This window comes from Gemmatimonadota bacterium, from assembly GCA_016704275.1.
GTDB lineage: Bacteria > Gemmatimonadota > Gemmatimonadetes > Gemmatimonadales > GWC2-71-9 > Palsa-1233.
The window spans coordinates 407207-432076 of sequence record JADJAK010000003.1 but is presented as its reverse complement, the minus strand read 5'-3'; the positions used below and the strand labels follow the sequence as shown (position 1 = coordinate 432076).

Genomic DNA, 24870 nt, shown 5'->3' with positions numbered 1-24870 from the left:
GAACGCACGAGAGCGGAGTCGTCTGGGGGCAGGCGGTCGGCAGGATGTGGCATGCTGCGGGGGACGTTCCTTGGTGGGCTACCCGGCACAGAGTAGCAAGCCGAATCCTACCCCCTCGGGGAACCCCATCACAAGAGCGAGTCGTCACGGGAGACCCTGCGATGCCTCGCCCGGGAGGAAGACCAGGGTGCGACGGCGGCCGTCGATCCGTGCCTCCACGACGTTGACCTGATCATCAAACCGCTCATGCAGGAGCGTCGCCGCGATCCGCCCGTTCCGGAGGCCTTCGATTGCCTTCCCGCGGAGCGCGATGCGGAGCCGATCGCCCTCGCTGCTGATCTGGGACGGGGCCAGGTTGATGACTCGGTCGGCGGCGTCCCGAAGCACGAGCGTGCGCGACAAGTATGCGGCAATCGCCTCGGGTCGGTTCCCTGCGGGGAAGTCCGTCTCGTACACGAGCACCGTCGCCCGCACGTCGTGGCCGATGCCCAGGATGTCGATACGTGCCGCATGCACTGGATGCCACTCGGCGCCGGCGAGCAGTCCCACTGCCGCGAGGACCGCCATGACCCGCGGGGCCATCACCACGGGAGCCGACCCGCCGCGACCACCAACGCGGCCCCACCCACGGCCACGGAAGTCAGGCCGCAAGCGCCACCGCGTGGCGTCGTCTCGGCCGGAGGCAAGGACGGTTCCGATCGCCCAATCGGCCATTGTCAGCACCGAGACGATCGTGGCGAGGATGACGGCCTGCCCCAGCTCGATCCCGATATTGAAGCCGAGCAGTGGCAGGGCGATCCCGCCATCAAAGAGCTGTCCGAGCGTGGTCGCAAAGCCGGCGCCGTGCACCAGGCCGAAGAGCCCCGCGAGGGCGGGGCGTTGCCATCCCGCCGGGCGGGTGCCGCGGCTCCAGAGGTTCTCGATCGCGGCCACCACGATCGTGCACGGGATCAAGAACTCGACCAGTGCGCTCGGCACCGCGAGGAGGCCCAGCGCCACGAGCGCGAGGGTGATGCTGTGCCCGACCGTAAAGGCGCTCACCACCGCGAGGCCGTGCCGCCAATCGCGCAGGCGGTAACTGGCGGCGAGGGCCGCGAGGAAGAGGAGGTGATCGAGCGCTTCGAACGAGAGGAGGTGGCGGACGCCGACCATGATGAAGTCGGCGATCATCGCGTCATCCCCAGTGCCTTGGCATGCGCGTCCAGCAGTCGATCCTCAGTGCCCCATCGCAGTGCCTGGTGCATCGCCTGGCGCGCCTCATCAGTACGCCCTGCCTTGTGCAGCGCCCACGCGTAAACGTCATACCCCAGCACGTCCTTCCGGGTCAGCAGCTCTGCCTCGGCCTGCGCCAACACGGCTGGCACCTGTCTGCCACGATCCAGCAGCGCGAGCCGCCACTGCCGATGCCACGCCGTACCGGGGACCCCGGCAATCAGCGTCTCGAATGCACGGAACCGCTGCTCCGCTTCCTGATCGCGCCCCAAGCGTCGCATCGCCTCGGCGGCGAGTGCCAGCGCCAAGGGATCCCCACCGTGCGCCATCGCCGCTTCGGCATACTCGAGGGCGTCTGCTGGATCGTTGGTATCGAGCGCCAGTTGGGCCTGCGTCATCAGCACCCGCGCGTCATCGGGCGCGACGGCGGTGGCCGCCTGAAGTGCGCGTGACGCGAGCCGCGTCGCGCCGACGGTGCGTGCGAGATCCCCAATGCGCAGGTCATACCACGCGATCTGCTCCGCCGGCGTGAAGGCCATGCGACGGGCGTCTTCCCTGGCCTGCTCCAGCAGCGCCTTGGCATGACCCGCCCGGCCACGCATGGCCGCCCACCGGGCCACCCGCGCGGTCACGGCCGGATCCTCACCCCCGTGGTCCAGCGGGGTGAACAGCCGATCCGCCAAGGGATAGTCTCCCTGCTCGAGCGCAATCTCGGCGCGCAACGACTGCGCGCCATGCGAGGAGGGATCAGCCGTGAGCAAGGAATCGGTGGCGTCGGCCGCCTCGGCGAACCGGTGCTGTCCGATCAACGCGATGGCCAGGACGCGGAACGCCTCGCTGTTGTGCGCGCGTCGATTGACCAGCGATCGACGTGCCTCCTGCTCCGCAAGCAGCAAGTCGCCCGGACTGCCACGTTCACGCGCGCGCTGGAGATACAGCGCTGCCAACCGAAGCCGATCGAAGGCCCCGGTCGGATCGCGCTCCGCCCGCATCGTGTACCACGCGATGTCGGCATCACGCCGACTCCGTTCCCCGGCGACATCCCAACGCGGCGATGCCGCGACGCGCGTGTGACCGCGCATCGCCACCGCCGTCGCCACCCCGAAGGAGGCGATCACCGACGTGATGACGATCACACGCGCCCACCGCATTAGTTCTTCACCGCGAGGTACGGGAACGTGGTCAGGAAGTTCGAGTCGTTGGGTACGTTGTCGGACGCCAGCCCAGGCGAGACGTTGCTCGGGTCGAGCAGCGTGCCGAAGATGGCGCTCAGTCCGGCATCGACGACGTCATCGCTCAACTTGCGTCCGCCGTAGCCATCCGCGAGGGCCCAGCTGAGCCACCCGGCGCTGGCGATCGGCTTGTCGGTCTGCACGATCAGCATGTCGGGCAACAGCACGGTCGCCAGCGTGTTCTGCACCGTCGCGTTGCGGCCGGCCACGGTCGCGATGAAGTTCACGAACTCGGCGCGGATGGTGGTCGGGTCGACGGCCGGCCCGGTGCTGCCATGCAGGGCGTGGCTGCGCTTGGCGAGGAAGACCTCGCTCACCAGCGGATTGCCGAGGCGCTGCACCTGGTTGTACATCCGGGTGCCGTTGTCGGTCGGCATGGTGGTGCTGTCGCTGCTGCAGCCGGCGCCGACGAGCACGGCGACGAGCAGAAGCGGTGAGACGGCAAGACGGGTCATGGGGGCAAGCCTCAGGCGAGAGAAGGTGGTGTTCATCGGGAGATCGTGCCCCAGAGGCCGATCTTGGCGTTGCCACCGGCGGTGAGCTGCGCCGTCGGCAACTCGATCACCAGGGAGGCGACATTGGCGCCAAGCAGCACGTTGACGGCCTGTCCCACGGGACGAAACGCCGTGGCCGTGGCAGTCGACGGCGTGGAGAGCGGGCCGGTCCCGGGGCGGCGATCCGGGAGGATCCGGAAGAACTGCTCAAGGTCGATGAAGAACGGCTCGTCACGAACGCCGGCGTAGACCTGCATGCCGCTGGTCGATCCCAAGGTCGTGTTGATCGTGCCGGTCACCGCCGGCTCCATGGACGAGACGACGTTCTGCATCGCCCCACGGACCGTGGGTGCGAACGGGCCGCGGACGAAGACCTTCTGGTTGGCGCCGGTGCCGGTGAAGGTCACCTGCAGCACGAGGTCCTCGAGGGCGTCCCCAGTGTTGTCGATCTTGATCTGGTAGAGGAGGTTCGGATCGAACGACGATGACGCCGCCTCGGCGGGGGTGATGAACGGGTGCGAGTTCAGCACCAGCGCGATCCGACCGGCGGTGGTCGGGAAGGCGTAGAAGTCGGTCAGGTCCTGTGTCGGGTTGAGCTCGACGTCGGCGGTGTCCTGGTGGTCGGAGGCCTGGACGAGTTGCCAAGCGCCGGTCAGGGCCACGACGCCGAGGACGGCGGCGAGACCGAGCCGCACGGTTCGGGAGGGGGTGTTCATCCTGGTGGTACTCCTGGTGGAGGTGGTCGTGCTTCTGCACGCATCAGGGGTACGGCACCGGCCGGGGATCGGATCTCTCCACGCCCTGCCGGGGGCGAGGGGTGTCCATTTTCGGCCCCGGGCCCCACATTTCCGACTCTCCCTTTCGCCAATCGACGGCCCCATGACTGCACCCCCTCCCGTGCGCAGCCAGTCCTCCTATTTCTGGCTCTGCCTCGCGCTCTCGGCGACGGTGTTCTACGGCTTCTCCATCACCTACTTCCAGCCAATGCTGGCGGGGGCGTACCCCGAGTCCTCGACCACCGTCCACATTCACGGCTGGACCTTCTTCCTCTTCTACCTCCTCCTCCCCCTCCAGGCGTGCCTGATCCGGGCCCGCCGGGTGGCCTGGCACCGCGCCCTCGGCACACTGAGTCTCGGACTCGCCGCGGCGATGATCGGCACCGGCATGGTCGTCATCGGGACGCAAATGAACCTCTCGCTTCAACCCGATGGCTCGCCGTTCTGGCAGGGGATGGGGCTGGCCGTCTTTTCGACCCTGATCCTCTTCACCCTCTTCTTCACGCGCGGGATCCTGGCACGCCGCGATCGGGACCGACACCGCCGCTTCATGCTGCTGGCCAGTGCCGGCGGGATGGGTGCTGCCGGCTTTCGGGTCATGACCCAGGTGCTTGGCTTCTCGATCGCAGCCGGCGTCGTCGGCATCCTGATTCCGAATCTCTTCATCGTGGCCGCGATCCTGATTGATCGCCGCCGGGGGCGTCCGTTCCATCCGGTCTATCGCACGGGCCTTCCGCTCTCGGTGGGGCTGGAAGTCGCTGCCTTCCTGATCACCCCGACGCCGGTGGGCCGTGCGCTCGCTGAAGCCCTCGCCTCGGTTGGCCGGGCACTCGCTCCTCTCTACTGAGACCACGACCCATGCTGCTCACCGCTCCCGCCCTGATCGGCATCGCACTGCAAGCGCAGTTGATTGCCACCCTGCCCCGCACGCCGCTGCCCAAGCCGGCTCCGGGGGTGGCCCACGCCGGGGTGCACCAGAACACCGCCGCCGCGGGGCGACTCGTGGGGACGACGCTGACCCTCGCGGTCGACATCGTGGAAAGCGGGTGGAAGCCGGAAGGGGCAGACGACCCCGAAGTGCCGATCCTCGCCTTCGCCGAGCATGGCAAGCAGGCGACCGTCCCGGGCCCACTTGTCCGCGTGCCGCTCGGGACGACCATCGCCCTGACGCTTCGCAACACGACCGACTCTGCGCTGGTCATTGGCGGGTTCCGCTCATCGCTCGCCGCGGAGCGCGACACGATCCAGCTCCCGAAAGGGGCCACGCGGGTCATCCGCTTCCGGGCGAACGCCGCCGGCACCTTTGCCTACTGGGGAGCCTTCCTCGGCACCGACCCGATGGATCGCCTCTGGAAAGACAGCCAGCTCAACGGGGCGATTGTCGTCGATGCCCCTGGGGCCTCCACGCGCGACCACATCCTCGTGCTGAGCGAGTGGTTCCATCCGTACGAGGAGAACCGCCCCTTCGAGGTCGTCTCCGTGATCAATGGCAAGGGGTGGCCGTACACCGAGACCATCAACCTGACGCAGAACGACTCGACCCGCTTTCGCGTCGTGAACATGACGGCGCTCTACCACCCGCTCCATCTGCACGGCTTCTACTACCGGATTGAATCGCACGGCACGGGGCGAAAGGATGTCGCCGTGCCGATGGCGCTGCGCCACCTCTCAAACACCGACCTGATCGCGCCGGGCAATACCGTCACCTTCTCCTTCCTCCCCTCGACGCCCGGCAACTGGCTCTTCCACTGTCACTTCTCCTTCCATGTGGACGAGACGGTCACGCTGAGTGGCTCGCCGAAGGATTCGGCGGAGGCGGCGGCCATGGCGGCGATGCCGAGCGGACCGCACACGATGGCGAGCACAGAGGGCCACTCGATGCGAGGCCTCGCGATCGGGATCAAGGTGGCGCCGGCGCCGAGTTATGTGCCGACCTCGACGGCCAACGCGCGCGACATGCGGCTCTTCATCCAGAAGAAACCGAACGCCCTGATGACGGGGGCACCAGCCTACGGCTTCGTGCTGCAATCGGGCCCGAAGGAACCGGCCAAGGACTCGGTGAACCTTCCCGGCCCGGTACTCGAGCTGGTGCGTGGCAAGCCGGTCCGCATCCTCATGAAGAACAACCTCGACGAACCGTCGTCGGTGCACTGGCACGGACTCGAAATCGAGAGCTTCCCGGATGGTGTCCCGCACTGGAGTGGGCTGGGCGACAAGGTCTATTCGCAGATTGCTGCGCACGATTCCTTCGTGGCGGAGTTCACGCCACCCCGGTCGGGGACGTACCCGTACCACTCGCACTTCAATGACCGGCACCAGATGCTCGCCGGGATGTACGGTGCGCTGATCGTGACCGATGGCCCGCGTGACTTGACGCACGACCACCTGATCGTCGCCGGTGGTGGTGGCCCCGAACTGGAGCGGAAGGCCGAGAGTTTCTATGCGCTGGTCAATGGGCGGCGGTTCCCTCGGCCACTGCGCCTGACCGTCGGCGAGACGCACCGCCTTCGCATCGTCTCGGTCCACCCGGACTGGCGGATCGCCTTCACCCTCCAGAACGATTCGTCGCTCGCACGTTGGCGGCCGATCGCCAAGGACGGCGCCGATCTGCCGGCCGCGATGCGGATGTCCCGTGCCGCACATGTCGAGATGGGGCCCGGCCAGACGGCCGACTTCACCTTCACCCCCACCCGCCCCGGCACCTGGCGGATGGAGATCCGGTCGGTCGAGACCGGGTGGTTCATCCCGCTTGAGGTGATCGTCGCGCCGAAGGGGCCGAAGCGGTAATTCCGGGCGGATGGCGGTAGTTTTCGGCTGATCCTGATTCCGGGGCGGGCATGAGCGAGCGGGAGTACGACGACGAGGAAGTGGCGGCCATCTTTCAACGGGCCGCTTCGCCGGAACATGCGAGCGTCGCCGCGCCCGGTCAGGGGAAGGGACTCACGCTTGCGGCGCTGCAGGAGATCGGGCGGGAAGTCGGCATCGCCCCGGAATCGATCGCCTCCGCCGCGCAATCGCTTGAGCAGGCACCGCGCGCCAAGCCCGCCAGCGTGCTCGGTGTCCGGATCGGCGTGGTGGACGCGGCCGAGTTCGACCGCCCGATCAGCGACCCGGAATGGGAACGGCTGGTCTCCGATCTGCGGACGACCTTCAACGCGGCCGGCGTCGTGCGCTACGACGGTCCCTTCCGCCAGTGGAGCAACGGCAACCTGAAGGTCCTGGCGGAGCCAACGGCCACCGGGCATCGGCTGCGCTTCCAAACCATCAACAGCGCCGCGCAAGGGATGATCAGCGCCGGCCTCGGCGCGTTCATCGCCGCGACCGGGGCGCTCCTGGTTGCGCCGAATGCGCCAAGCGCCGGTGCGGCCTTCCTGGCGCTCGGTGGCTCGGCAGCACTTGGCGTCGGGTGGTGGCGCCTCAAGGGGTGGGCAAGCCAACGGCAGGCCCAGTTCTCCGCGCTCGTGGGCCGGTATCGCGGGGCCCGCATCCTCCCGCCTGGGGTGGAGTAGCCGGTGGCGCTGACCGCGACGATCTACAATCTCGACATCCAGCTGGCCGACGTCGACCGCAACGTCTACGAAGAGCTGGCCCTCCGGGTCGCCTGCCACCCGTCGGAGTCGCCGGAGTACCTGATTGCCCGGGTGCTGGCGTACTGCCTCGAGTACACCGAGGGGATCGCGTTCGGTCGTGGGATCTCCGAGCCGGATGATCCACCGATCGCTGTCCGCGATCTGACCGGCAGCCTGCTCGCCTGGATCGAGATCGGCTCGCCCGATGCCGCACGGCTCCACAAGGCGAGCAAGGCGGCACCGCGAGTGGCGGTGTACACGCACAAGGAGCCTCGCACGCTGCTGCGACAACTCGAGGGCGAGAAGATCTACCGTGCCGAGGCGCTCGAGCTGTACGCGTTCGACCGGGCACTCATCGATGGCCTCGTGGAACTGCTCGACCGGCGCACCAAGCTGGCGCTCTCCATCTCCGATCGGGAGATCTACGCGACGGTCGGTGACGTCACCGTCTCCGGCGCGGTGGAGCGGCACGCCCTCATCCCCTAGCACCTCCCCGAATCACCCTCACTCGCGGCGAGCATTCCATGGAACGACGCCCTTTCGTGCGGTTGGCAGGACTCTCGGCACTCACCGGCCTCTTCGGCGCCCGCCAGACCGCCTGGGCCAGCACCCCTGCCCTCGCAGCGCCTCGCCCTGCGCCCGGCAGCTGGAGCTTCGTCCTCCTCCCCGACACGCAGTGCTACAGCGAATCCTACCCTGATGTCTTCATGGCGCAGACGGAGTGGATCGCGCGGCAGCGCCAGGCGCGCAACATCCAGTTTGTCCTCCACCTCGGCGACATCACCAACAACAACGTCCACCCCGAGTGGATCAATGCGCGTCGCGCGATGGACGTGCTGCGCCAGGCGGGGATCCCGCACCTGCTGGTGCCCGGCAATCACGACATGGGCACCTGGGGGAACGCCGACTCGCGCGAGTCCTTCTTCAGCGACTACTTCATCCAGCGGAATGCGCGGGTTGGCGGTGAATCGGAGAACGCCTTTCTCCGGGTCACCGTCGGCGAGGCGAAGTTCCTGATTGTCGGCCTCGAGTTCGGCCCGCGCGACAAGGTGGTCGACTGGGCCAACGAGATCGTCGCCAAGTATCCCGACCACCACGCGATCCTGGTGACCCACGCCTACATGTACTCCGACGACCAGCGCTTCCATTGGACCGGCCCCGGCAAGGCGCAGAGCTGGAATCCCAACGCCTACCCCGTCGGCACCAACCCGGCGCTCGCGGCCGAAGGCGTGAACGATGGCGAGGCGCTCTGGCAGAAGTTGGTGAGCCGACACAGACAGTTCCTCTTCACCTTCAACGGCCACGTCCTCAACGACGGCATCGGCACCCTCGAGAGCAAGGCGCCGTTGGGCCACTCGGTGCACCAGATGCTCGTCAACTACCAGTGCGGTGTGACCCCCGACCGGAAGAAGGGTGGCGGCGGCTTCCTCCGGCTGGTCGAGGTCCAGGCCGACGGTCGCACGGTGAACATCAGCGACTACTCGCCCTACTATGACCAGTGGTTGACGGAACCGGATCGGAAGTTCACCATTGCGGTCGACCGCGACCTCAACAAGCCGTTCGCACCATGAACCTGCCGTCCTGCTGACGGCCCGGGCCTCGTGCCCATCCCCGCTCCACCCACGGAGAACACCATGCGCCGATTGATGCTGGTCCTGAGCACCGCCGTTGTGATGGGCTGCGCCAAGAAGGAAGAGGCGCCGCCCGAAGTGGTCACCGAGCCGCCGGCACCGGTCGCCCCGGCGCCGATCGACATGGCCGCCGTCGCCGGGACGTGGGAGATGAAGACGATGGGGGCCACGTCCGACAGCGTGCTGACCACCTTCACCCTCGAGGCCTCGGCGGACACCGCGGGCTGGCTGATGGCCTTCCCGAAGCGGACGCCGATGAAGCTGAGCATCACCGTCTCGGGCGACAGCATCATGTCGGTGAGTCCGCAATACGAGAGCGTCCTCCGGAAGGGGGCCAAGGTGCAAACCAACACCGTCTTCCACCTGGTCGGCGACAAGTTGGTCGGGCGCACAACGGCCCACTACACGGGGGCCGGCGCGGATTCGGTGGTGACCTTGCGGAGCGAGGGGACCAAGCTGCCGAAGTAGTCAGGCGTCGGGCAGTGGCGGGACGCGACGGGTGGTCGCCCAATCGGGCGGCCACCCGTCGTCGGTTCAGCGGTTGGCCAGTTCGAACTCCTTCATGAAGTCCACCAGCGCCACCACGCTGTCGCGCGGGCAGGCGTTGTAGATGCTCGCACGGATGCCGCCGGCCGAACGGTGGCCCTTCAGTCCTTCCATGCCGCGCTTCCCTGCCTCAGCCAGGAACTTGCTGTCGAGCTCATCGCTGGCAGAGCGGAAGACCACGTTCATGTGCGAGCGGCTGTCGGCGTGCACGGGCGTCCGGAACATCATGCTCTGGTCCAGGAAGTCATAGAGCAGCGCGGCCTTCTCGGCATTGCGTTCCGCCATCGCGCCGAGGCCGCCGGTTTCCCGGATCCACTTCAGCACCAACCCGACCATGTAGATCGCGAAGGTCGGCGGGGTGTTGTAGAGCGACCGCTCCTTCACGTACGTGCGGTACTGCAGCATCGTCGGGAGCGAGGCCGGGGCACGGTCCGCGAGGTCGTCGCGGATGATCGCCATCACGACGCCGGACGGGCCGAGATTCTTCTGGGCACCGGCATAGATGAGGCCGTACTTGCTGACGTCGAGCGGGCGGCTGAACATGTCGCTCGAGGTGTCGGCGATCAGCGGCACGCCTTCCGGCACCGGCGGCAGCTCGCTCCACTGCGTGCCATAGATGGTGTTGTTCGTGGTGATGTGGACGTACGCCGGCGCGGACGAGTAGGCGATCTCCGCCACGTCGGGGATCCGGGTGAACTTCGACCCGGCCGCCGACACCGCCACATGGGTCGCGCCGAACTTCGCCGCTTCCTGGACCGCCTTCTCCGACCAGACCCCGGTGACGAGGTAGTCGGCGGTCTCGCCGGCGGGGAGCAGGTTCATCGGCACCATGGCAAACTGCTGCGAGGCGCCGCCCTGCATGAAGATCACCTTGTAGTGGTCGGGAATCCCCGCCAGTTGCCGCGCTTCCTCCTCGGCGTCCGTGATGATCTTCTCGAATAACTTGCCCCGGTGGCTGTGCTCCGCCACCCCCATCCCGCTGCCGCCGATGTTCCAGATGTCCTGCTGTGCCTGCCGCAGCACCGACTCCGGAAGGACGCCTGGTCCGGCACCGAAGTTGTGGATCCGCTCTGTCATGATCGAGGTTCCCGCTCGCGAAGGATTAGGCGATGGCCGTGAGGTCAACGCTCAGGATGTGCGGATTGCCGCTGCGAATCTCCGCCAGAGCAGCGTCCGATGGCGCCGAGCCGAGCTGAATGCGGGCTGCCGCGGCCTCGGCACCATGGTAGGGGATGTTCTCGACCTCCTCGACATTGACGGAAGCTTCGGCAAGCACCCGGAACACATGCGCCAGCACACCGGGGCGGTTCTGGTGGCGGACCGTGAGCACGTGCGTCGCGGCGCTGCGCGCAAGGCGATTGACGCAGTACGGCGCCACGCCGGTCTTTGCGAAGGCCTCGACGATTCGCACCACCTCCTGCGCGATGGCGATCTGCGCCTGATCCGTCGAGGCACCAACATGGTGCGTCCCGTAGACCCCGGGGAGATCGGCAATGGCGGGCTTGAACTCCGCCTTTCCGCCGCCTGGCTCGCCGTCGAAGACGTCGAGACCAACGCGGAGTCCTCGCTCCGTGACGGCTGCCGCAAGTGCCACCTCGTCCACCACACTGCCACGGGAAGCGTTGATGAGGTATGCCCCCGGCTTCATTGCCGCGAGGAACTCGGCGTTGACCAGCTTCTTGGTCTCCGCGCCGCCGGCGACATTGATCGAGACGGCGTCGGAGTGTCGCGCGACCTCGAGCGGCGTCTCGCAGTACCCTACCCCGATCCGGTCGGCCTCCTCGTTGGTGAGGTTCCGCGAGTAGGCGACCACGTGCATGCCGAACGCCTGGGCCCGCTTCGCGATCTCGCGACCAATCTGACCGAGCCCGACGATGCCGAGGGTGCGGCCGTAGACTCCGCGCGCCTTGGAGTACTCGCCCTTGCGCCACTCGCCGCGCCGCAGGTCGGCGACCTGATCCGGAATCCGGCGGTCCATGCCGAGGAGGAGCCCCATCACCAGCTCCGCAACCGCGATCGAGTTCTTGCCCGGCGTGTTGGCGACGAAGACCCCGAGGCGCGAGGCGGCGGCGACATCAATCGAGTCGATGCCGGCGCCGGCACGGATCACCAGCGAGAGGGCCGGACCGGCCGCCAATGCGGCCTCGCTCACCTTCTTGCCGCGCACGATGAGCACTTTGGGATTCACCTCGGCGATGGTGGCCGGGAGTTCCTCCATGGCACCATCGGGCCGAAGCACCACGTCACAGCCGAGATCCTTCAGTCCATCGACGCCCACGGTTTCGAACTTGTCTGCGACCAGCACTTTCATTGCGTTGCCCCTCCCGGGGTCATGGGGTCGAAGGTGTGGACGAAGAACCCGCTCTTCAGCTTGGGTTCGAACCAGGTGGACTTGGGCGGCATGATCGCGCCGGCGTCGGCAATGGCCATCAGCTGTGCGACCGACACGGGATACATCGCGAAGGCCACCGCGTCCTGGCCGGAATCCACCCGACGTTCGAGCTCGGCGGTCCCGCGGATGCCGCCCACGAAGTCGATCCGCTGATCGATGCGCACGTCGCCGATCCCGAGGATCGGTGCGAGCACGCGCTCGTGAAGCAACGACGCGTCGAGCGAGCCGATCGGATCGTCGGCAGCGACGGAGGCCGAGTCGAGCCGCAACCTGTGCCAGCTGCCGTCGACATAGATGCCGAACGTCCCGGCCGCATCGGGCACCGGTGTCGTGGTTGGGGTCAGGGTGCCCACCGCGGCGAGCCGCGAAAGAAACGCCGCCGGGGTGAGGCCATGCAGATCCTTCACGACGCGATTGTACGAGAGGATGTGGAGCTGATCCGACGGAAAGAGCACCGCGAGGAACCAATTGTAGTCTTCATCGCCGGTATGATGCGGGTTGGCCGCTCGCAGCGCCTTGCCGGTGCGCCACGCGGAGGCACAGCGGTGGTGTCCATCGGCTACATAGCAATCCGGCATCGCCGCGAAGGCGGCAGCATAGGCGTCGGTGGCACTGACACGCCAGACGCGCTGGCGCACCCCATCGTAGGTGACCAGATCGTACAGCGGCTCCTGCGCCATCGTGGTGGCGTTGAGCGCGGCCAACGAGGCTTCCGGCCGGTGCGTCAGGAAGACCGGCTCCGCGTGCGCGGCGAGGGTCAGCACGTGGCGAGTGCGGTCGTCCTCTTTGTCGGGCCGCGTCTTCTCATGCTTCTTGATCAGGTCGGCTTCGTAGTCGTCGACATGCACTCGACCGACCACGCCGACCTGCGACTTCCCCTCGCGGGTCAGCTCGTAGAGGTAGAAGGCCGGCGCATCGTCGTGGATGAAGGTGCCGTTGCCGAGGACCAGGTCGAGGTTCTCCTTGGCCTTGGCGTAGATCCGATCGTCGTGCGGGTCGGTGTCTGGGGGGAGGTCGATGTCGGACCGTCCCACGTGGAGAAAGGAGAGCGGATTGCCGGCGGCCAGGGCAGCTGCCTCGGCGCGGTTGACGACATCGTAGGGCGGCGCGACGACGCGATCGACCAGATCGGGCCTGGGACGCCACGCACGGAATGGGCTGAAGCGGATACGCCCTCCGGGGGAGGTGCAGGTGCGAGGGGGGAACCTCGGATGATACCCCCGGCGGGCCACCGGCAGGTAGTCGGACCGGTGCGTGTCGACCCTTGACGGGTACGCCCAGCGGGCCGAGAATGGGGTGGCCGGACCCCGGCCGATCCTGCGATTCCGCCTTCCCCGCCACCGACTGTCCTCATGACCTGGCTCGCCTCGATCGCCGTAGCCATCCTCTCCGGCCTCCTCACCATGCTGGCCGCAGGCTTCGTGGCCACCCTGGCCGTGGATTGGCACCGGATCTCCTCGTTCGAGGGCAACTCGGGCTACTTCGTCGTGGGGCTGGGGCTCGTCGGGCTGGTCGGCGGGCTCCTCGTCGGCTTCGTGGTCTCACGCTACCTCGGTCCCGGATTCTTCAAGGCGCTGGGGGTAGCCCTCCTGATCACCTGCAGCTGCATCGGCCTCATCGGAGGGATCTCCCGGTTGATGGCGGACGTGCCACCGACCCTCGGCGGCGAGACAGTGGCGCTGGCCGTCGAGTTCCGCTGGCCAGCCGGTCAGCCGCTCCCTGCCGCTGACTCGGCCGAGTGGTTCCTCCGGTTGCACTCGGCGACTGGCGGGACGTTGCGGACCAGCCGCAACGGCCCCCTCTGGCGCGAAGATGCACGCATGGAGGATGGCCGCTGGATCGTGCCGGGCGCCGTCTCGCTCTTCACCGAACGGGGCGACCGGATCATCGACGTGGTCCCCGACAGCATTCTCAAGAACGGTTTCAGGGTCCCGATCGGGCGCTCGCCGAAGCGGAGTCAACTCGAATGGAGCGAGTGGCTCCCTCGCAAGCCTGGCGACGACGGCATCACGTTCCGCTTCCGCGTCGTGCCAGCCAATCAGCCGCTCCGCACCGAAGCGTTCGGCCCCTTCGAGGTCACCACCATCGCGCGCTGGCTGGGGGAAGTGACCTACGCTGGCCAGCCGCCAATGTGGAGCGCGACCGCGGAATTCCGGATCCGACACCGGGGACAGCCCGTCGTGATCCCGCACCGGCCAGATTCTGTCGAGACGGTGACGCCGGTCGAGCTCGCGACGGCCGTCGCCGCCGTACGTGGTCCGACGCCGGCGCTGATGGTCCAGGTCACCATCGAGCAGGGCGTGGGCACCTGCTACCTGCTGGTGAGTACGGCCGGAGCACCGCGGATCGAGCGCGTCGGATCATGTGCCCATCCCATGCAACTCGCCCCGCTCACCAACGATGCGGCAGAACTGGCTACCACGACGCTGATGCCCGAAGGGCGCTTTGATCGCACCTCGTTCGCCCGATCGCGCTATTACCTCTTGGCCAACCATCTCTTCGACAGCGAGACGATGACCCTGCGGCCGTATGACAGTGCCGATCAGTCGCAGCTGATCGACCGGTTGCCGCCGATCGGGATCGCGCCGGATGCGCAGAGCTTTGTGCGCGCGGAATGGGACAGGGACACCACGGGCAAGTTGGTGTTGGCCGTCACCCGGCTTGATGGAGGTCCCCGCTACCGGATGTCGGTGGATGCGGCACGGATGCGCTACTTCGTGATCGACCACGTCGACCAGGCGTGGCTGCAGCGTCACTTCGAGTGGCGGCACGAGCCCGGACACCTCGACTCGCTGGTGCCCCGAGCGAGCTTCGCCCCGATGCCGTATCGGGGGACGCTCTCCACTGCATCCGATTACCGCGAATATCGCCTTGGCCCCGCCCTGCCCGGGCTGCGGCCAGCGGTGATCGATTGGCTGGTGGCTGAGTTCAAAGCAGAGCGTGTCACCAGCGACGAGTCGGCGTTTGCGCAAGAAGTGAAGATCGGGGAAACCGTGCTCCATGTCAGCTACAGCCCCGATGGTGAGTCACACGTCGGGATCTGGATGGATCGTGGACCCGACACCAGGCTGGTGGCCGAGATTGCACGGCGGCTCGACGCCGCGCTCGCGACGTATCGGTTCGACCAGTTCATCGGACAACCGCCGTCTTCGACACCCTGAGCCCGCTCCAAGGAGCGATATCCCGGCCCCGGGGTACGGCAGTAGGTTCACGGTTCACCCCGATATCTGGAGCGCCGCATGTCCGTCGCCAAGGTTGCCGAACTGATCGCCGAGTCGAACAAGAGCTTCAAGGACGCCATTGAAGAGGGCGTGGCCCGTGCCCACAAGACCATCCGCAACGTGACGGGCGCGTGGGTTGAGGGGCAGAAGGTCATCGTGAAGGAGGGGAAGATCGTGGCCTTTCGCGTGATCCTGAAAGTCACCTTCGTGCTCGACGACTGATCCGTGGAGTCGACGCCCTGACGCGCGATCCCGTGGCGCCTGGGGCGCTGACCCATCTTCGCCGGGTGACCACCTGGCTGGATGATGGCATCCGCGTGCCCGGCACGTCGTTCCGATTCGGTATGGACCCGATTCTCGGCCTCGTGCCGGGCGTCGGCGATGCCGCCGGTGCCGCCCTCTCCGCCGGCGATCGTGGCCGCGGCGGTGCGGCAGGGGGTCTCGCGCTTCACCTTGACGCGGATGGCGGGGAACGTGGCCCTCGACGCCACGCTCGGCATCGTCCCGCTCCTGGGCGACCTCTTCGACGCGGCCTGGAAGGCCAATCGGCGAAACCTCATCCTCCTCGAACGGCACCTGAGCGAGCCGCCGACCGCGGCGCGCGCCGATCGCCGCTTCGTGGTGGTGCTGGTCGGGGCACTGGTCGTCCTGGTTGGCGCCTTGATGCTCGCCGGCGCGATGCTGAGCGTGGCCATACTGCAGTGGCTGTTCGCCCGCGTGTAAATTGCGGGGGACGTGGTCATCTGTCGCCCCGGTACTTCTGGAGGATCGCCTGCTCCCCTCGACCCGACGCCTTCGCCCCGCCTTCCTGCTCGCCCTGACGACCGCGGTCGTCGCCGGCTGCCAGCAGGACACGCCCCAGAAGGCGGTGACCGCACTCTATGACATCCTTCGGGACGCCAAGGTGACCGGCGCGCCGACGGTCGAACAGCTCGCCCGCATGGCGCCCCACCTTGGCAACGAATTGCACGCGACCCTCGACAGCGCGCACCTCCGTCGAGAGGCCGACGTGCTGGCCCAGTCGGGTGAGAAGCCGGCGTTTGCCGAGGGCGATCTCTTCTCGTCGCTCTTCGAGGGCGCGACGTCGGTGGCTCCGGACGCAGCAGGAGCCGACGCCCCGGTGCATCGGCTAGTGGTCCGGTTCCGCAACGACAGTGTCTCGCCCGTGGTCGAGTGGACCGACACGGCAGTGGTGGCGATGGAGAGCGGACACTGGGTGGTCACCGACATTCGGTACGGCGGAAGTTGGCCCCTTGCCAATCGAGGGAGTCTCGTCGCCTCCCTGCAGGCCGTGCTGCATCCCCCGAAGTACGTCAAGTGGCAGCTTGAGATGGACGGCATCGGACTGGGGCGCGTTGGCATGACAGTCGCTGCGGCCGAGCGCGTCCTCGGGCCGGCCAAGGTGGAGCGCATCGAGGCAGGCGCGGTGTGCGGCTATGCCAACTTCGCCAAGCTGCCGAAGGGAGTCTCCTTCATGGTCGCTGGCGACACCCTCGTCCGCGCCAACGTCAGCACCGAAGGCGTGCGCACCGCGGAGGGGATCGGCGTCGGAAGCCCCGAGGCGGCCGTGCGTGCCGTGTACGGCAACCGGATGACGGTCGAGCCGCATCCCTACGAGGCCCCGATCGGCCACTATCTCGTGGTGACCGACGCGAGTCGACCCGGCTTCCAGATGATCTTCGAGACGAACGGCACGTCGGTGACCACCTTCCGGGCCGGGCGATTGCCGGAAGTGCGCCTGGTCGAGGGATGCGCCTGACCCGCTAGCCCCGTGGGTGGAACTTCCGGTGCACGTTCCGCAGGTAGTCGCGGTCCACGTGGGTGTAGATCTGCGTGGTCGAGAGGTCGGCGTGGCCGAGCATCTCCTGCACCGCCCGCAGGTCCGCGCCCCCTTCGAGCAGGTGCGTCGCAAACGAATGCCGCAGTGTGTGGGGCGTCACGCGCTTGGTGATTCCCGCTTGCGCGGCCCGCTTCTTTACAATGCCCCAGGCACCGACCCGGCTCAACGGCTCCCCACGCGCGTTCAACAGCACCCTGCCCTGTGACTTTCCGCGGTCGAGTTCGGCGCGCGTGGTGTGCAGATACACCGACACCGCGCTCACGATCGGACGCCCGATCGGCACCAGCCGCTCCTTCCGCCCCTTCCCGAATGCACGCACCAGCCCATCACCGAGCAGCAGGTCGGTGAGTCCCATGTCGCAGAGCTCCGAGACACGCAGACCGGCCCCGTAGGCCAGCTCGAGCATCGCGCGATCCCGCCATGCGAGGGTCTCGTCCACCTGCGGCGCAGCGAGGAGGCGGTCCACCTCCTCCACGGAGAGCGTGTCGGGGAGTGTCCGCCACTTCTTCGGTGTCTCGAGCCGATCACTCGGATCCTTCTCGACCAACCCCTCGGCCGCCATGAAGGCGAACCACGTTCGCAGCGACGACACGTGCCGGCGAATCGTGGCGCCGCTCAATTCGAGGTCCTTCAACAGGAAGATGAACTCGCGCAGGAGCGGTGTCGTCAACTGCCGCGGCTCGGTGATCCCCTTCGACCGGGCAAAGGAGACCAGCCGAGACAAGTCGCGCTGGTACGCCTCGATCGTGTTGGGCGAGTGCCCTGCTTCGAGGGAGAGGTGATCGCGGAAGGAGGGGAGGTGAAACGCGGCCACCAATTCCGGGGGGAGGTCGCCGAGGCTCACGGTGCCAGGCGCTTCCGTCGGCGCCACCAGATGAGGCCGCCGATCGCGATCAGCACCAACAGCCCGATGCCGGCCACCTTGTTGAACTGATTCACCCAGCCAATCACCGTCTCCCAATTCTCGCCAAGCTTCGCCGCGGCGAGAATGATCCCACCGTACCAGAGTGCGGAGGCGAAGAAAATCGGCACCAGCGCGCGAAACGGCCCGAGGTGGATCAGCCCCGTGAAGGGCGCCACGACCGCACGCACCCCAGGGAGGAGCCGCCCGACGAAGAGACCGAGCAGGCCGAACCGCTGGTACTCCTTCCGGACAATGGCGAGCCCCTGCTCCGGGAGGAAGCGCTTGGCGAAGCCGGATTCGAAGAGGGTGTGGGAGTGGCGCGCGGCGAGCCAGTACATCCCCATGGCACCGCCAACATTGGCAACCAGGGTGATCGCGAAGATGATCCGCGCGTCGATGATGCCGCGATAGGAGAGGAAGGCACCGAGGGCAATCGCGGTGTCGGCCGGAAAGGGCGGGAAGATGTTCTCGACGGCGGCGAGGAGCGCAATCACCGCATAGATGGCGACCGGCGGGAGCCCCGCCAGCCATTCCACCATCGCGGCCATCAGACGGGCCGCAGCGTCGCGACGGCGATCACGGCAATCCCTTCGCCGCGGCCGAGGAACCCCATCCCCTCGTTGGTCTTGGCCTTGAGCGACACCGCCCCATCGCCGACACCCAGCGCCTCGGCGAGGCGCGCCTGCATCGCGGGGACATGCGGCGCCAGCTTCGGCGCCTGCGCGATGACGGTGATGTCGCACTGCTGCATGGTCCAGCCGGCGGCAATCACGCGGCGGTGCGCCTCGATCAGCAGCGGAATCGAGTCGGCATTGGCGTAGGCCGGATCGGTGTCGGGGAAGAGCCGGCCAATGTCGCCCAGCGCGGCGGCGCCAAGGAGCGCGTCGGTGAGGGCGTGCGAAACCGCATCGGCGTCGGAGTGGCCGACGAGGCCGAGGGAGTACGGAATCGTCACGCCGCCGAGGATCAGCGGGCGTCCGGCACCGAAACGGTGCGAGTCGTAGCCGATCCCGACGCGAATCACGCGACCGCCGCCAACGGCGATTCGATGAGCGAGTAGTCCTGGCGACGCCGGGCCGGGTGCATGCCGGCATCACGAATGGCGCGCTCCATCTCCTCGATCGTGGCGCGGTACGTGGTGCCAGCGGCGGAGACGACGTTCTCCTCCATCATCAGCGACCCGAAGTCATTCGCGCCGAAGCGGAGGGCCACCTGCCCCACCTTCAGCCCCATCGTCACCCAGCTGGCCTGCATGTTGGGAATGTTGTCGACGAGGATGCGCGCGGTAGCCAGCGTGCGGAGGTAGGTGACGGCGTCCGTCTTGACGCGGTCGCTCATTGCCGTCCCTTCGGGCTGCAGCGGCCAGCAGATGAACGCCGTGAACCCGCCGGTGCGCGCCTGCACCTCGCGGATGCGGAAGAGGTGCTCGATGCGGTCCTCGTCGGATTCGCCGAGGCCGTACATCATCGTGACCGAGGTCTTCATCCCCTGGCGATGCGCCTCTTCCTGCACGCCGAGCCACTCGTCGGTCTGCGCCTTCTTCTTGGCGACGCGCTCGCGCACCTCGTCCACCAGGATCTCGCCGCCGCCGCCGGGGATCGAGTCGAGTCCGGCCTCGTGCAGCTGGCGCACGACCTCCGGCATCGGAATCCGGAAGCGCTCCGAGAAGAAGACCACTTCCGACGGCGAGAAGCCGTGGATGTGGATCGGGTGATGCACCTTGATATAGCGCATCAGCTCGAGGTACCAGTCGAACGGGATGTACGGGTTGTGCCCGCCCTGCAGCAGGATCTGCGCACCGCCGATCGCCTTGCACTCGTCGATCTTGGCGCCGATCTGCTCGAACGAGAGGACATACCCTTCATTGTCCTTCGGGCGCCGGTAGAAGGCGCAGAAGGCGCAATCGGCCACGCAGACGTTGGTGTAGTTGATGTTGCGGTCGATGATGTACGACACCGTCGGCTCCGGATGGAGCCGGTGCCGGGTCGCATCGGCCAATGCGCCGAGTTCGAGGAGCGGGGCGCGCTGGTAGAGCTCGAGCGCCTCGCGAAACTCGCTGCTGTTGCGATCCACGGTGCTCATTCAGGCCGCCGTGAGAAAGGTGAGGGAGCCATTCGGTACCAGTCCGTCGGCGGCGAGACGCCCGAAGAATTCGGTCAGCCCCGCGAGGTGCCGGTAGGAGAGATCGTAGTCGAGGTCGCCGAGATAGGCGCGGCAGGTGGCCGCGGGGATCCCGGTGCGTGCGGCCGCCTCGGCGGCAATGATGTCGAGGTTGGCCACGCCCCAGTCGCGGGACGCACAGAGCCGTTCGTGAAGCGCCAGTGCCTCGGTCCGATCGGCATCGCGGCGGGCCGCCCAGACGGCAAAGACGAACGGCAACCCGGTCCACTCCTTCCACGCCTGGCCCAGGTCGATGAAGACCGGGTACTGCCCCGATGCGCGGAGGTGGAGCGCCGCGTCGCCGATGACGAGGACGGCGTCGTGCGGCAGTGCCTGCAAGCCCGCCAGGTCGTTCGGCTCGGCGCGCACCGTCGCGAACTGCGGCGACACCTGCCAGCGGTGCTTGCAGAGTAGCTCGAGCAGCAGCACCGACGTGCGAGACGACGCGGTGCGCAGGACGGTGGCGCCATCGAGCTCGTTCACCGGCCGCTTCGAGAAGAGCGCCACCGAGTGCACCGGGCCGTCGCAGGAGATGGCGAGGTTCGGGAGCAGGTGGTAGAGCGACGCATCCCGCGCGTACTCGACCGCCGAGACGGCGCTCACGTCGAGCTCGCCGGCCGCGAGCAGGTCGTTCAGTTCGGCGGCCGTGGCGGTGACCACCTCCGCCCCGCAACTGACCACACCCCGGTCCATCGCCGCGAAGACCGGGGCGGTGTTGATCCAGGGGAGTCGACCCAGCCTCACGCCGCGTGCACCACGGGGAGCGACATCCGCGACGTGCCGCCCTTCGGCATCACCAGGTCGGTGAAGTCGCTGCGGACCGCCTCGTAGAGCGAGTTGCGCTCGACCGGAATCTTCTGCGCATCGCGGATCAGCGACACGAGCCCTTCATAGGGCATGTGCATCTGCGTCGTCGCACCGGCCTCGTGATAGACCCGCTCGTAGACCACCGTGCCCTCGACGTCGTCGCAGCCGAACGCCAGCGCGATCTGTGACAGGAAGGGCGTCACCATCGGCCAGTGGGTCTTCACGTGGGCGATGTTGTCGAGGAAGAGCCGACCGACCGCGATGTTCTTCAGGTCCTCGAAGCCGGTCGTGGCGGTGCCGACGCGTCCGAGCTCCTCGCCGAGTTCGTTGTTCTCGGTGTGGTAGGCGAGCGGGATGTAGGTCAGGAAGCCGCCGGTCTCGTCCTGCAGCTCGCGCAGCATCGAGAAGGTGCTCGATCCGGTCGTCGGCGGTCTCGATGTGGCCGTAGAGCATGGTGCAATTGGTCGGGATGCCGAGACCGTGGGCCTCGCGGTGCACCTTGATCCACTCGGCGCCGGTCAGCTTCCGCTCGGCGATCGTCGCGCGGACCGCGGTCGAGAACACCTCGGCGCCGCCGCCGGGCATCGAGGTGAGGCCGGCCTCCTTGAGCGCGATCAGCACCTCGCGAACGGAGGTCTTCTCGATCCGGGCCAGGTGCGCGATCTCGACCGCGGTGAGCGCCTTGATGTGGATGTGCGGGTGGCGCTCCTTGAGGCCGCGGATCATGTCGGTGTAATACGACAGCGGCAGCTTCGGGTGCAGCCCGCCGACGATATGGAATTCCTTGGTCGGTCCGCCGATGGCGGTGGCCGCCTCGTGGTAGACCTCGTCGAGCGATCGGGTGTAGTGCCCTTCCTCGTTCGGCATCCTGGCATACGAGCAGAAGGTGCAGGTATTCCGGAGGATGCAGACGTTGGTCGGGTTGATGTGCTGATTGGCCGAGAAAAAGACGCGGTCGCCGTTCTTGCGCCGGTTGGCGAAGTCGGCGAGGGTGCCGAGGCCGATCAGGTCATCGGTGGCGTAGAGCGCGCGGGCGTCGGCGGCGTCGAGGCGGATGCCATCGGCGACCTTCCTGGCGATCGGCCGGAGGGCTGGGTCGCGGAGTCGCTCCTCGTGGAGGGCGACGGGCGAGAGGGTCGGCGGCGCCTGCTCGGTCATGGTGGTCATCCCTCAAATCTACGGGCACCCGGGGTTGGGGCCAACGTTCTCCTGGGGTATACCCGGGAGGGGTGGTCGGGTTGCCTCCTGGAGGGCCGCCACACCTCCCGGAGTGCCTTCGGACGGGCATATTTCAGGGCGATGGCCCCCTCCCCCACCTGCCTCTCCTGCAATCGGCCGTTTCCCCGGAACGGCGAACTCGCCTCCCTCCCCGAGGGGCGGCGGATCGCGTTCGACCCGGGGCAGCGGCGCGTCTGGCGGATCTGCACCAAGTGCGGCGAGTGGAACCTGCTGGGGGCGGAGGCGGCGGGGGCGGCGCTGGGGGAGTTGGAGGCGCGGGTGCCGGCGCGGGGAACGGCGCTGCTGATCACCCATGTTGGGCCGCGGCTCGAGTTGTTGCGGGTGGACCGTTTTGCGGATGTCCGAGTCGGCGAGCTGGCCATGGCGGAGCGTCGAGACAAGCTGGCCTCGGCTTCGGGTACGATGGCGGCAGTCCTCGGCGGGCTGATCGTGCTCGTGGTGCCGTTCGGGCTGTGGCGCGCTGTCGGACGTCCAGAGCTGATGGTCCTGCCGATGACCATGATGAGTGTGTTGCTGTTCGGGCGTGAGTGGTACCGACGCCGGCAGGGCCTCCGGGTCAGTGGGCCCCGACTCGCGATCGGAGCCCTCTGCCTCCTCGTGGGCGTGGGGAGCGCTATCGTGGGACGGGCTGGGTGGGACTCCGTCGGCCTCGCTGCGCTCACAGGCGTGATCGCGTTCGGATTGACCAACGTCATCCCGCTGACCGCCAAACTCCCCTCCGGACGGTCGGTACGCGTCCCTGGTGAGCACTGGGAGAGCATCGGCATTCGTTGGGACGTTGAGCGCGGCGAGCTCTCGCTGCGGGCACGAGACGGCACCTGGCTCGACTCGGGCGACTCGTGTGTTCTGCTGCGTCACGTGCTGGAGGAAAGCCTGATTGGCGCGCTCACCGATGAGGAACTCGCCAAAGGTCAGCTGCTGGCCACGACGCACAGCGTCGCGGGCATCCTCGGGGCGCTCGACGCCTGGCGCCAGGACCGCGATGACACGCTTCGGCTCACCGACATCCCGGTGATGTATCTCGTCGCGCTCGATCTCGGCTTCGCCCGCCAGGAGGACGGCTCCCTGTCGGCGCAGCTCGCGCACGAGAAGCTGCTCGACGCGGCGAGGGTCGCCGAGGAAGCCGAAGCGCTCGATCGGCCTCCAGGAGGCGCCTGATGGCCAAGGACGCCTGCCTCGAGTGCGGCAAGCCGTTTCCAGCCAACGCGCAGTTGGCGAGCGTCCCGCTTGCCCGACTTGTGGCGTTTGATCCTGATGCCAATCGGGTGTGGCGGATCTGCGACGCGTGCGACGGCTGGAACCTGCTCGGGCCGGAAGCCTCGAGAGGCGCGATCCCCGAACTCGTCGCCCGCCACACCAACGAGCCCTCTGCAGGGCGCGGTGGAATCGCCATGACGGTGCTCGGCAGGCGCGATGTGGTGCTCTTCCGACTCGGGACGCCGCCAACTCGACTGGGGGCCGACCTCGCTGCCTCGGAAGCACACGCCGAAATCGGCGCGCCGATACCGTGGGACATCTACGCGACCATGGGGCTGTTGTTCCTGGCAGCGGCTTCGCTGTCTTCCTGGGTCAGGAGATTCCCGACCGTCAACGCTCTCCTCGACAGGAGCCTGCTGCTGCTCGCGGCGGCGACGTTCTTCACGGTGCGTGGCCTTCTGGCGTCGCGCGAGCTGTGGCGGGGCCAGCCAGCGGCGCTCCGACTGCTCCCGGTCGTCGGGCTCCCCGCCATCGCGTTCATGTTCGGCGAGCCGGATGTACCACTCTGGGGTGGGTTGGTCACGATCCTCCTCGCGACCGCGGCCGGCCTGTGGGCTGGGCGCCGTGCCGGGAGCCCGAGGGGTATCCGCTGGTCCGATTCCGGCGACGCCCTGACCTACCACGACGGCATCACGCCGTCCGAAACAGGCCAGAATGCCCTGGTGTCGCTCTCGATGGAGTTGCAGCGGGAGTTCAATGAGGTCGCGAAGCCCGCGGACCGGGACGCTGCGTGGACGCTCTGGAAACGCCACGAGTCGGTGGGCGCACTCGTTGAGAGCTTCGCGTCGCGCCGCAGACGGGATGGACTCCTCCGACTGACGGACCTCAGCGCTTCGGAACGCATGGCACTCTTGATCGCCGTCAGTGCGCGACTCGCCGAGCCGCCAGCCGAGGTCATCGCCGGGCTTCAGGAGGCGGAGCGAGTCGCCGCGATCGCGGAGACCCTCGACCTGCCGGCAGAGCTGGGCTGATGGCGAAGGACAGCTGCCTCGAGTGCGGCAAGCCGTTTCCTCCCAACAAGGAGTTGGCGAGCGTTCCGCTCGCCCGTCTCGTGGCTTTTGATCCTGATGCCAACCGGGTCTGGCGCATCTGCGAACCGTGCGCGCACTGGAACCTCCTGGGGCCAGAGGCGGCAAGTGGCGGCGACCCCGGAATTGCTGGCGCGCAGCGAGGCGCGCAGTGCGTGCCGGCGGCATGGGTCTCGGACTGATGGCCATCGTCGGCGGGAAGCCCTCCTGCTCCGGGTCGGGGCCGTGCCCGACTCTTCCGGTCGGCGCTGTAGGCCGCGAGATCCACTCCCAAAGGCGGCAAGAGGCGTCACCTGGCACGGCTGATAACCGCGTTCGCCTTCATCGGCGCCGTCTGCGGCGCGGGGTTCTGGTGCTGGAACGGATTCCGCTTCCTGTCGACGCTGTGGCACAGCGACTCGCGGAGGGCGCTGTACTGTTCGCTTTTGTGGCTCGCTTCGCTCTTCTGGAGAAGGAGATCTTTCGCCGGAGGCATCCGTGGGCCCCTGGGTGCCGTTGCTATTCGTTCCTTCGATCGTCCCGACGTTCTGCGATGTCGATTCTCCGATCGGGCTCGTGCTGC

23 protein-coding genes and 2 pseudogenes are annotated in these 24870 nt (G+C 67.6%); 13 read left to right on the top strand and 12 right to left on the bottom strand.

Translation table 11 applies throughout. The features are described 5' to 3' along the window. Nucleotides 1-144: 144 nt before the first annotated feature. The 4 genes from IPG05_09640 to IPG05_09625 are packed head-to-tail and all read right to left on the bottom strand — an operon-like array spanning nt 145 to nt 3654. The gene (locus IPG05_09640) at nt 145-1170 is read right to left on the bottom strand and encodes a HupE/UreJ family protein (protein MBK6495350.1); all 1026 of its coding nucleotides are present in this window, start codon (nt 1168-1170) and stop codon (nt 145-147) included. Continuing rightward, nucleotides 1167-2363: a hypothetical protein gene (locus IPG05_09635; GenBank protein MBK6495349.1), complete on the bottom strand. Its 1197-nt coding sequence runs from the start codon at nt 2361-2363 to the stop codon at nt 1167-1169. The genes IPG05_09640 and IPG05_09635 overlap by 4 nt, the downstream gene beginning before the upstream one ends. Next, a complete protein-coding gene (locus IPG05_09630; GenBank protein ID MBK6495348.1) occupies nt 2363-2899 on the bottom strand; it encodes a DUF4331 family protein in 537 nt (178 codons plus the stop codon). Before IPG05_09630 ends, IPG05_09635 begins: the two co-directional genes overlap by 1 nt. 32 nt (nt 2900-2931) lie before the next feature. After that, on the bottom strand, nt 2932-3654 hold the full coding sequence (locus IPG05_09625; GenBank protein MBK6495347.1) for a DUF4331 family protein: 723 nt from the start codon (nt 3652-3654) through the stop codon (nt 2932-2934). Between the two features lie 163 nt (nt 3655-3817). On the opposite strand from IPG05_09625, the gene IPG05_09620 reads away from it, so the two are divergent. The 6 genes from IPG05_09620 to IPG05_09595 all read left to right on the top strand — a co-directional run bounded on the left by IPG05_09620 (nt 3818) and on the right by IPG05_09595 (nt 9382). Continuing rightward, a complete protein-coding gene (locus IPG05_09620) occupies nt 3818-4561 on the top strand; it encodes a hypothetical protein (protein ID MBK6495346.1) in 744 nt (247 codons plus the stop codon). 11 nt (nt 4562-4572) lie between these two features. Beyond that, nucleotides 4573-6501 carry a multicopper oxidase domain-containing protein gene (locus IPG05_09615; GenBank protein ID MBK6495345.1) on the top strand — a complete coding sequence of 643 codons (1929 nt, stop codon included), beginning with the start codon at nt 4573-4575 and terminating at the stop codon, nt 6499-6501. Nucleotides 6502-6551: 50 nt separating this feature from the next. Further along, nucleotides 6552-7223, top strand: a complete 672-nt coding sequence (locus IPG05_09610; GenBank protein MBK6495344.1) for a hypothetical protein — start codon at nt 6552-6554, stop codon at nt 7221-7223. Nucleotides 7224-7226: 3 nt separating this feature from the next. Continuing rightward, nucleotides 7227-7769, top strand: a complete 543-nt coding sequence (locus IPG05_09605; protein MBK6495343.1) for a YaeQ family protein — start codon at nt 7227-7229, stop codon at nt 7767-7769. A 38-nt stretch (nt 7770-7807) separates the two neighbouring features. Further along, the gene (locus IPG05_09600) at nt 7808-8854 is read left to right on the top strand and encodes a metallophosphoesterase (GenBank protein ID MBK6495342.1); all 1047 of its coding nucleotides are present in this window, start codon (nt 7808-7810) and stop codon (nt 8852-8854) included. A gap of 63 nt (nt 8855-8917) precedes the next feature. Continuing rightward, nucleotides 8918-9382, top strand: coding sequence for a hypothetical protein (locus IPG05_09595; GenBank protein ID MBK6495341.1), 465 nt, complete (start codon nt 8918-8920; stop codon nt 9380-9382). A gap of 66 nt (nt 9383-9448) precedes the next feature. On the opposite strand, the gene serC is transcribed toward IPG05_09595, so the two are convergent. Genes serC through IPG05_09580 form a run of 3 tightly spaced genes read right to left on the bottom strand, consistent with a single transcriptional unit; the run spans nt 9449 to nt 13021 of the window. After that, nucleotides 9449-10537: a 3-phosphoserine/phosphohydroxythreonine transaminase gene (gene serC, locus IPG05_09590; GenBank protein ID MBK6495340.1), complete on the bottom strand. Its 1089-nt coding sequence runs from the start codon at nt 10535-10537 to the stop codon at nt 9449-9451. A gap of 25 nt (nt 10538-10562) precedes the next feature. Then, complete coding sequence (locus tag IPG05_09585; protein ID MBK6495339.1) at nt 10563-11771, bottom strand: ACT domain-containing protein; 1209 nt, start codon at nt 11769-11771, stop codon at nt 10563-10565. Beyond that, nucleotides 11768-13021: a DUF1015 domain-containing protein gene (locus tag IPG05_09580; protein ID MBK6495338.1), complete on the bottom strand. Its 1254-nt coding sequence runs from the start codon at nt 13019-13021 to the stop codon at nt 11768-11770. Before IPG05_09580 ends, IPG05_09585 begins: the two co-directional genes overlap by 4 nt. A 183-nt stretch (nt 13022-13204) precedes the next feature. Between IPG05_09580 and IPG05_09575 the strand changes: the two genes are divergently transcribed. The 4 genes and pseudogenes from IPG05_09575 to IPG05_09560 all read left to right on the top strand — a co-directional run bounded on the left by IPG05_09575 (nt 13205) and on the right by IPG05_09560 (nt 16832). Next, nucleotides 13205-15013 (top strand): hypothetical protein, encoded by a 1809-nt coding sequence (locus IPG05_09575; protein ID MBK6495337.1) that lies wholly within the window; start codon nt 13205-13207, stop codon nt 15011-15013. 78 nt (nt 15014-15091) lie between these two features. Next, nucleotides 15092-15295, top strand: a complete 204-nt coding sequence (locus IPG05_09570) for a dodecin domain-containing protein (protein MBK6495336.1) — start codon at nt 15092-15094, stop codon at nt 15293-15295. Between the two features lie 122 nt (nt 15296-15417). Next, nucleotides 15418-15796, top strand: a pseudogene (locus tag IPG05_09565) (DUF4112 domain-containing protein). 1 nt (nt 15797) lies between these two features. Continuing rightward, a complete protein-coding gene (locus tag IPG05_09560; protein ID MBK6495335.1) occupies nt 15798-16832 on the top strand; it encodes a hypothetical protein in 1035 nt (344 codons plus the stop codon). A 4-nt stretch (nt 16833-16836) separates the two neighbouring features. Here IPG05_09560 and xerD read toward each other — a convergent pair whose 3' ends face one another. The 5 genes and pseudogenes from xerD to mqnE form a co-directional block, all read right to left on the bottom strand. After that, nucleotides 16837-18348, bottom strand: a complete 1512-nt coding sequence (gene xerD, locus IPG05_09555) for a site-specific tyrosine recombinase XerD (GenBank protein ID MBK6495334.1) — start codon at nt 18346-18348, stop codon at nt 16837-16839. 16 nt (nt 18349-18364) lie between these two features. After that, nucleotides 18365-18841 (bottom strand): 2-C-methyl-D-erythritol 2,4-cyclodiphosphate synthase, encoded by a 477-nt coding sequence (locus IPG05_09550; GenBank protein MBK6495333.1) that lies wholly within the window; start codon nt 18839-18841, stop codon nt 18365-18367. Continuing rightward, a complete protein-coding gene (mqnC, locus tag IPG05_09545) occupies nt 18838-19899 on the bottom strand; it encodes a dehypoxanthine futalosine cyclase (GenBank protein MBK6495332.1) in 1062 nt (353 codons plus the stop codon). Before mqnC ends, IPG05_09550 begins: the two co-directional genes overlap by 4 nt. Further along, on the bottom strand, nt 19900-20721 hold the full coding sequence (locus tag IPG05_09540; protein ID MBK6495331.1) for a menaquinone biosynthesis protein: 822 nt from the start codon (nt 20719-20721) through the stop codon (nt 19900-19902). Continuing rightward, a pseudogene (gene mqnE / locus IPG05_09535) lies at nt 20718-21942 on the bottom strand (aminofutalosine synthase MqnE). Before mqnE ends, IPG05_09540 begins: the two are co-directional and overlap by 4 nt. Nucleotides 21943-22083: 141 nt before the next feature. Here mqnE and IPG05_09530 point away from each other — a divergent pair. The 3 genes from IPG05_09530 to IPG05_09520 are packed head-to-tail and all read left to right on the top strand — an operon-like array spanning nt 22084 to nt 24490. After that, on the top strand, nt 22084-23181 hold the full coding sequence (locus tag IPG05_09530; GenBank protein ID MBK6495330.1) for a hypothetical protein: 1098 nt from the start codon (nt 22084-22086) through the stop codon (nt 23179-23181). After that, entirely contained in the window at nt 23181-24251 is a 1071-nt protein-coding gene (locus tag IPG05_09525) for a hypothetical protein (protein MBK6495329.1), read from the top strand. The genes IPG05_09530 and IPG05_09525 overlap by 1 nt, the downstream gene beginning before the upstream one ends. Then, on the top strand, nt 24251-24490 hold the full coding sequence (locus tag IPG05_09520; GenBank protein MBK6495328.1) for a hypothetical protein: 240 nt from the start codon (nt 24251-24253) through the stop codon (nt 24488-24490). The genes IPG05_09525 and IPG05_09520 overlap by 1 nt, the downstream gene beginning before the upstream one ends. Nucleotides 24491-24870: the final 380 nt, after the last annotated feature.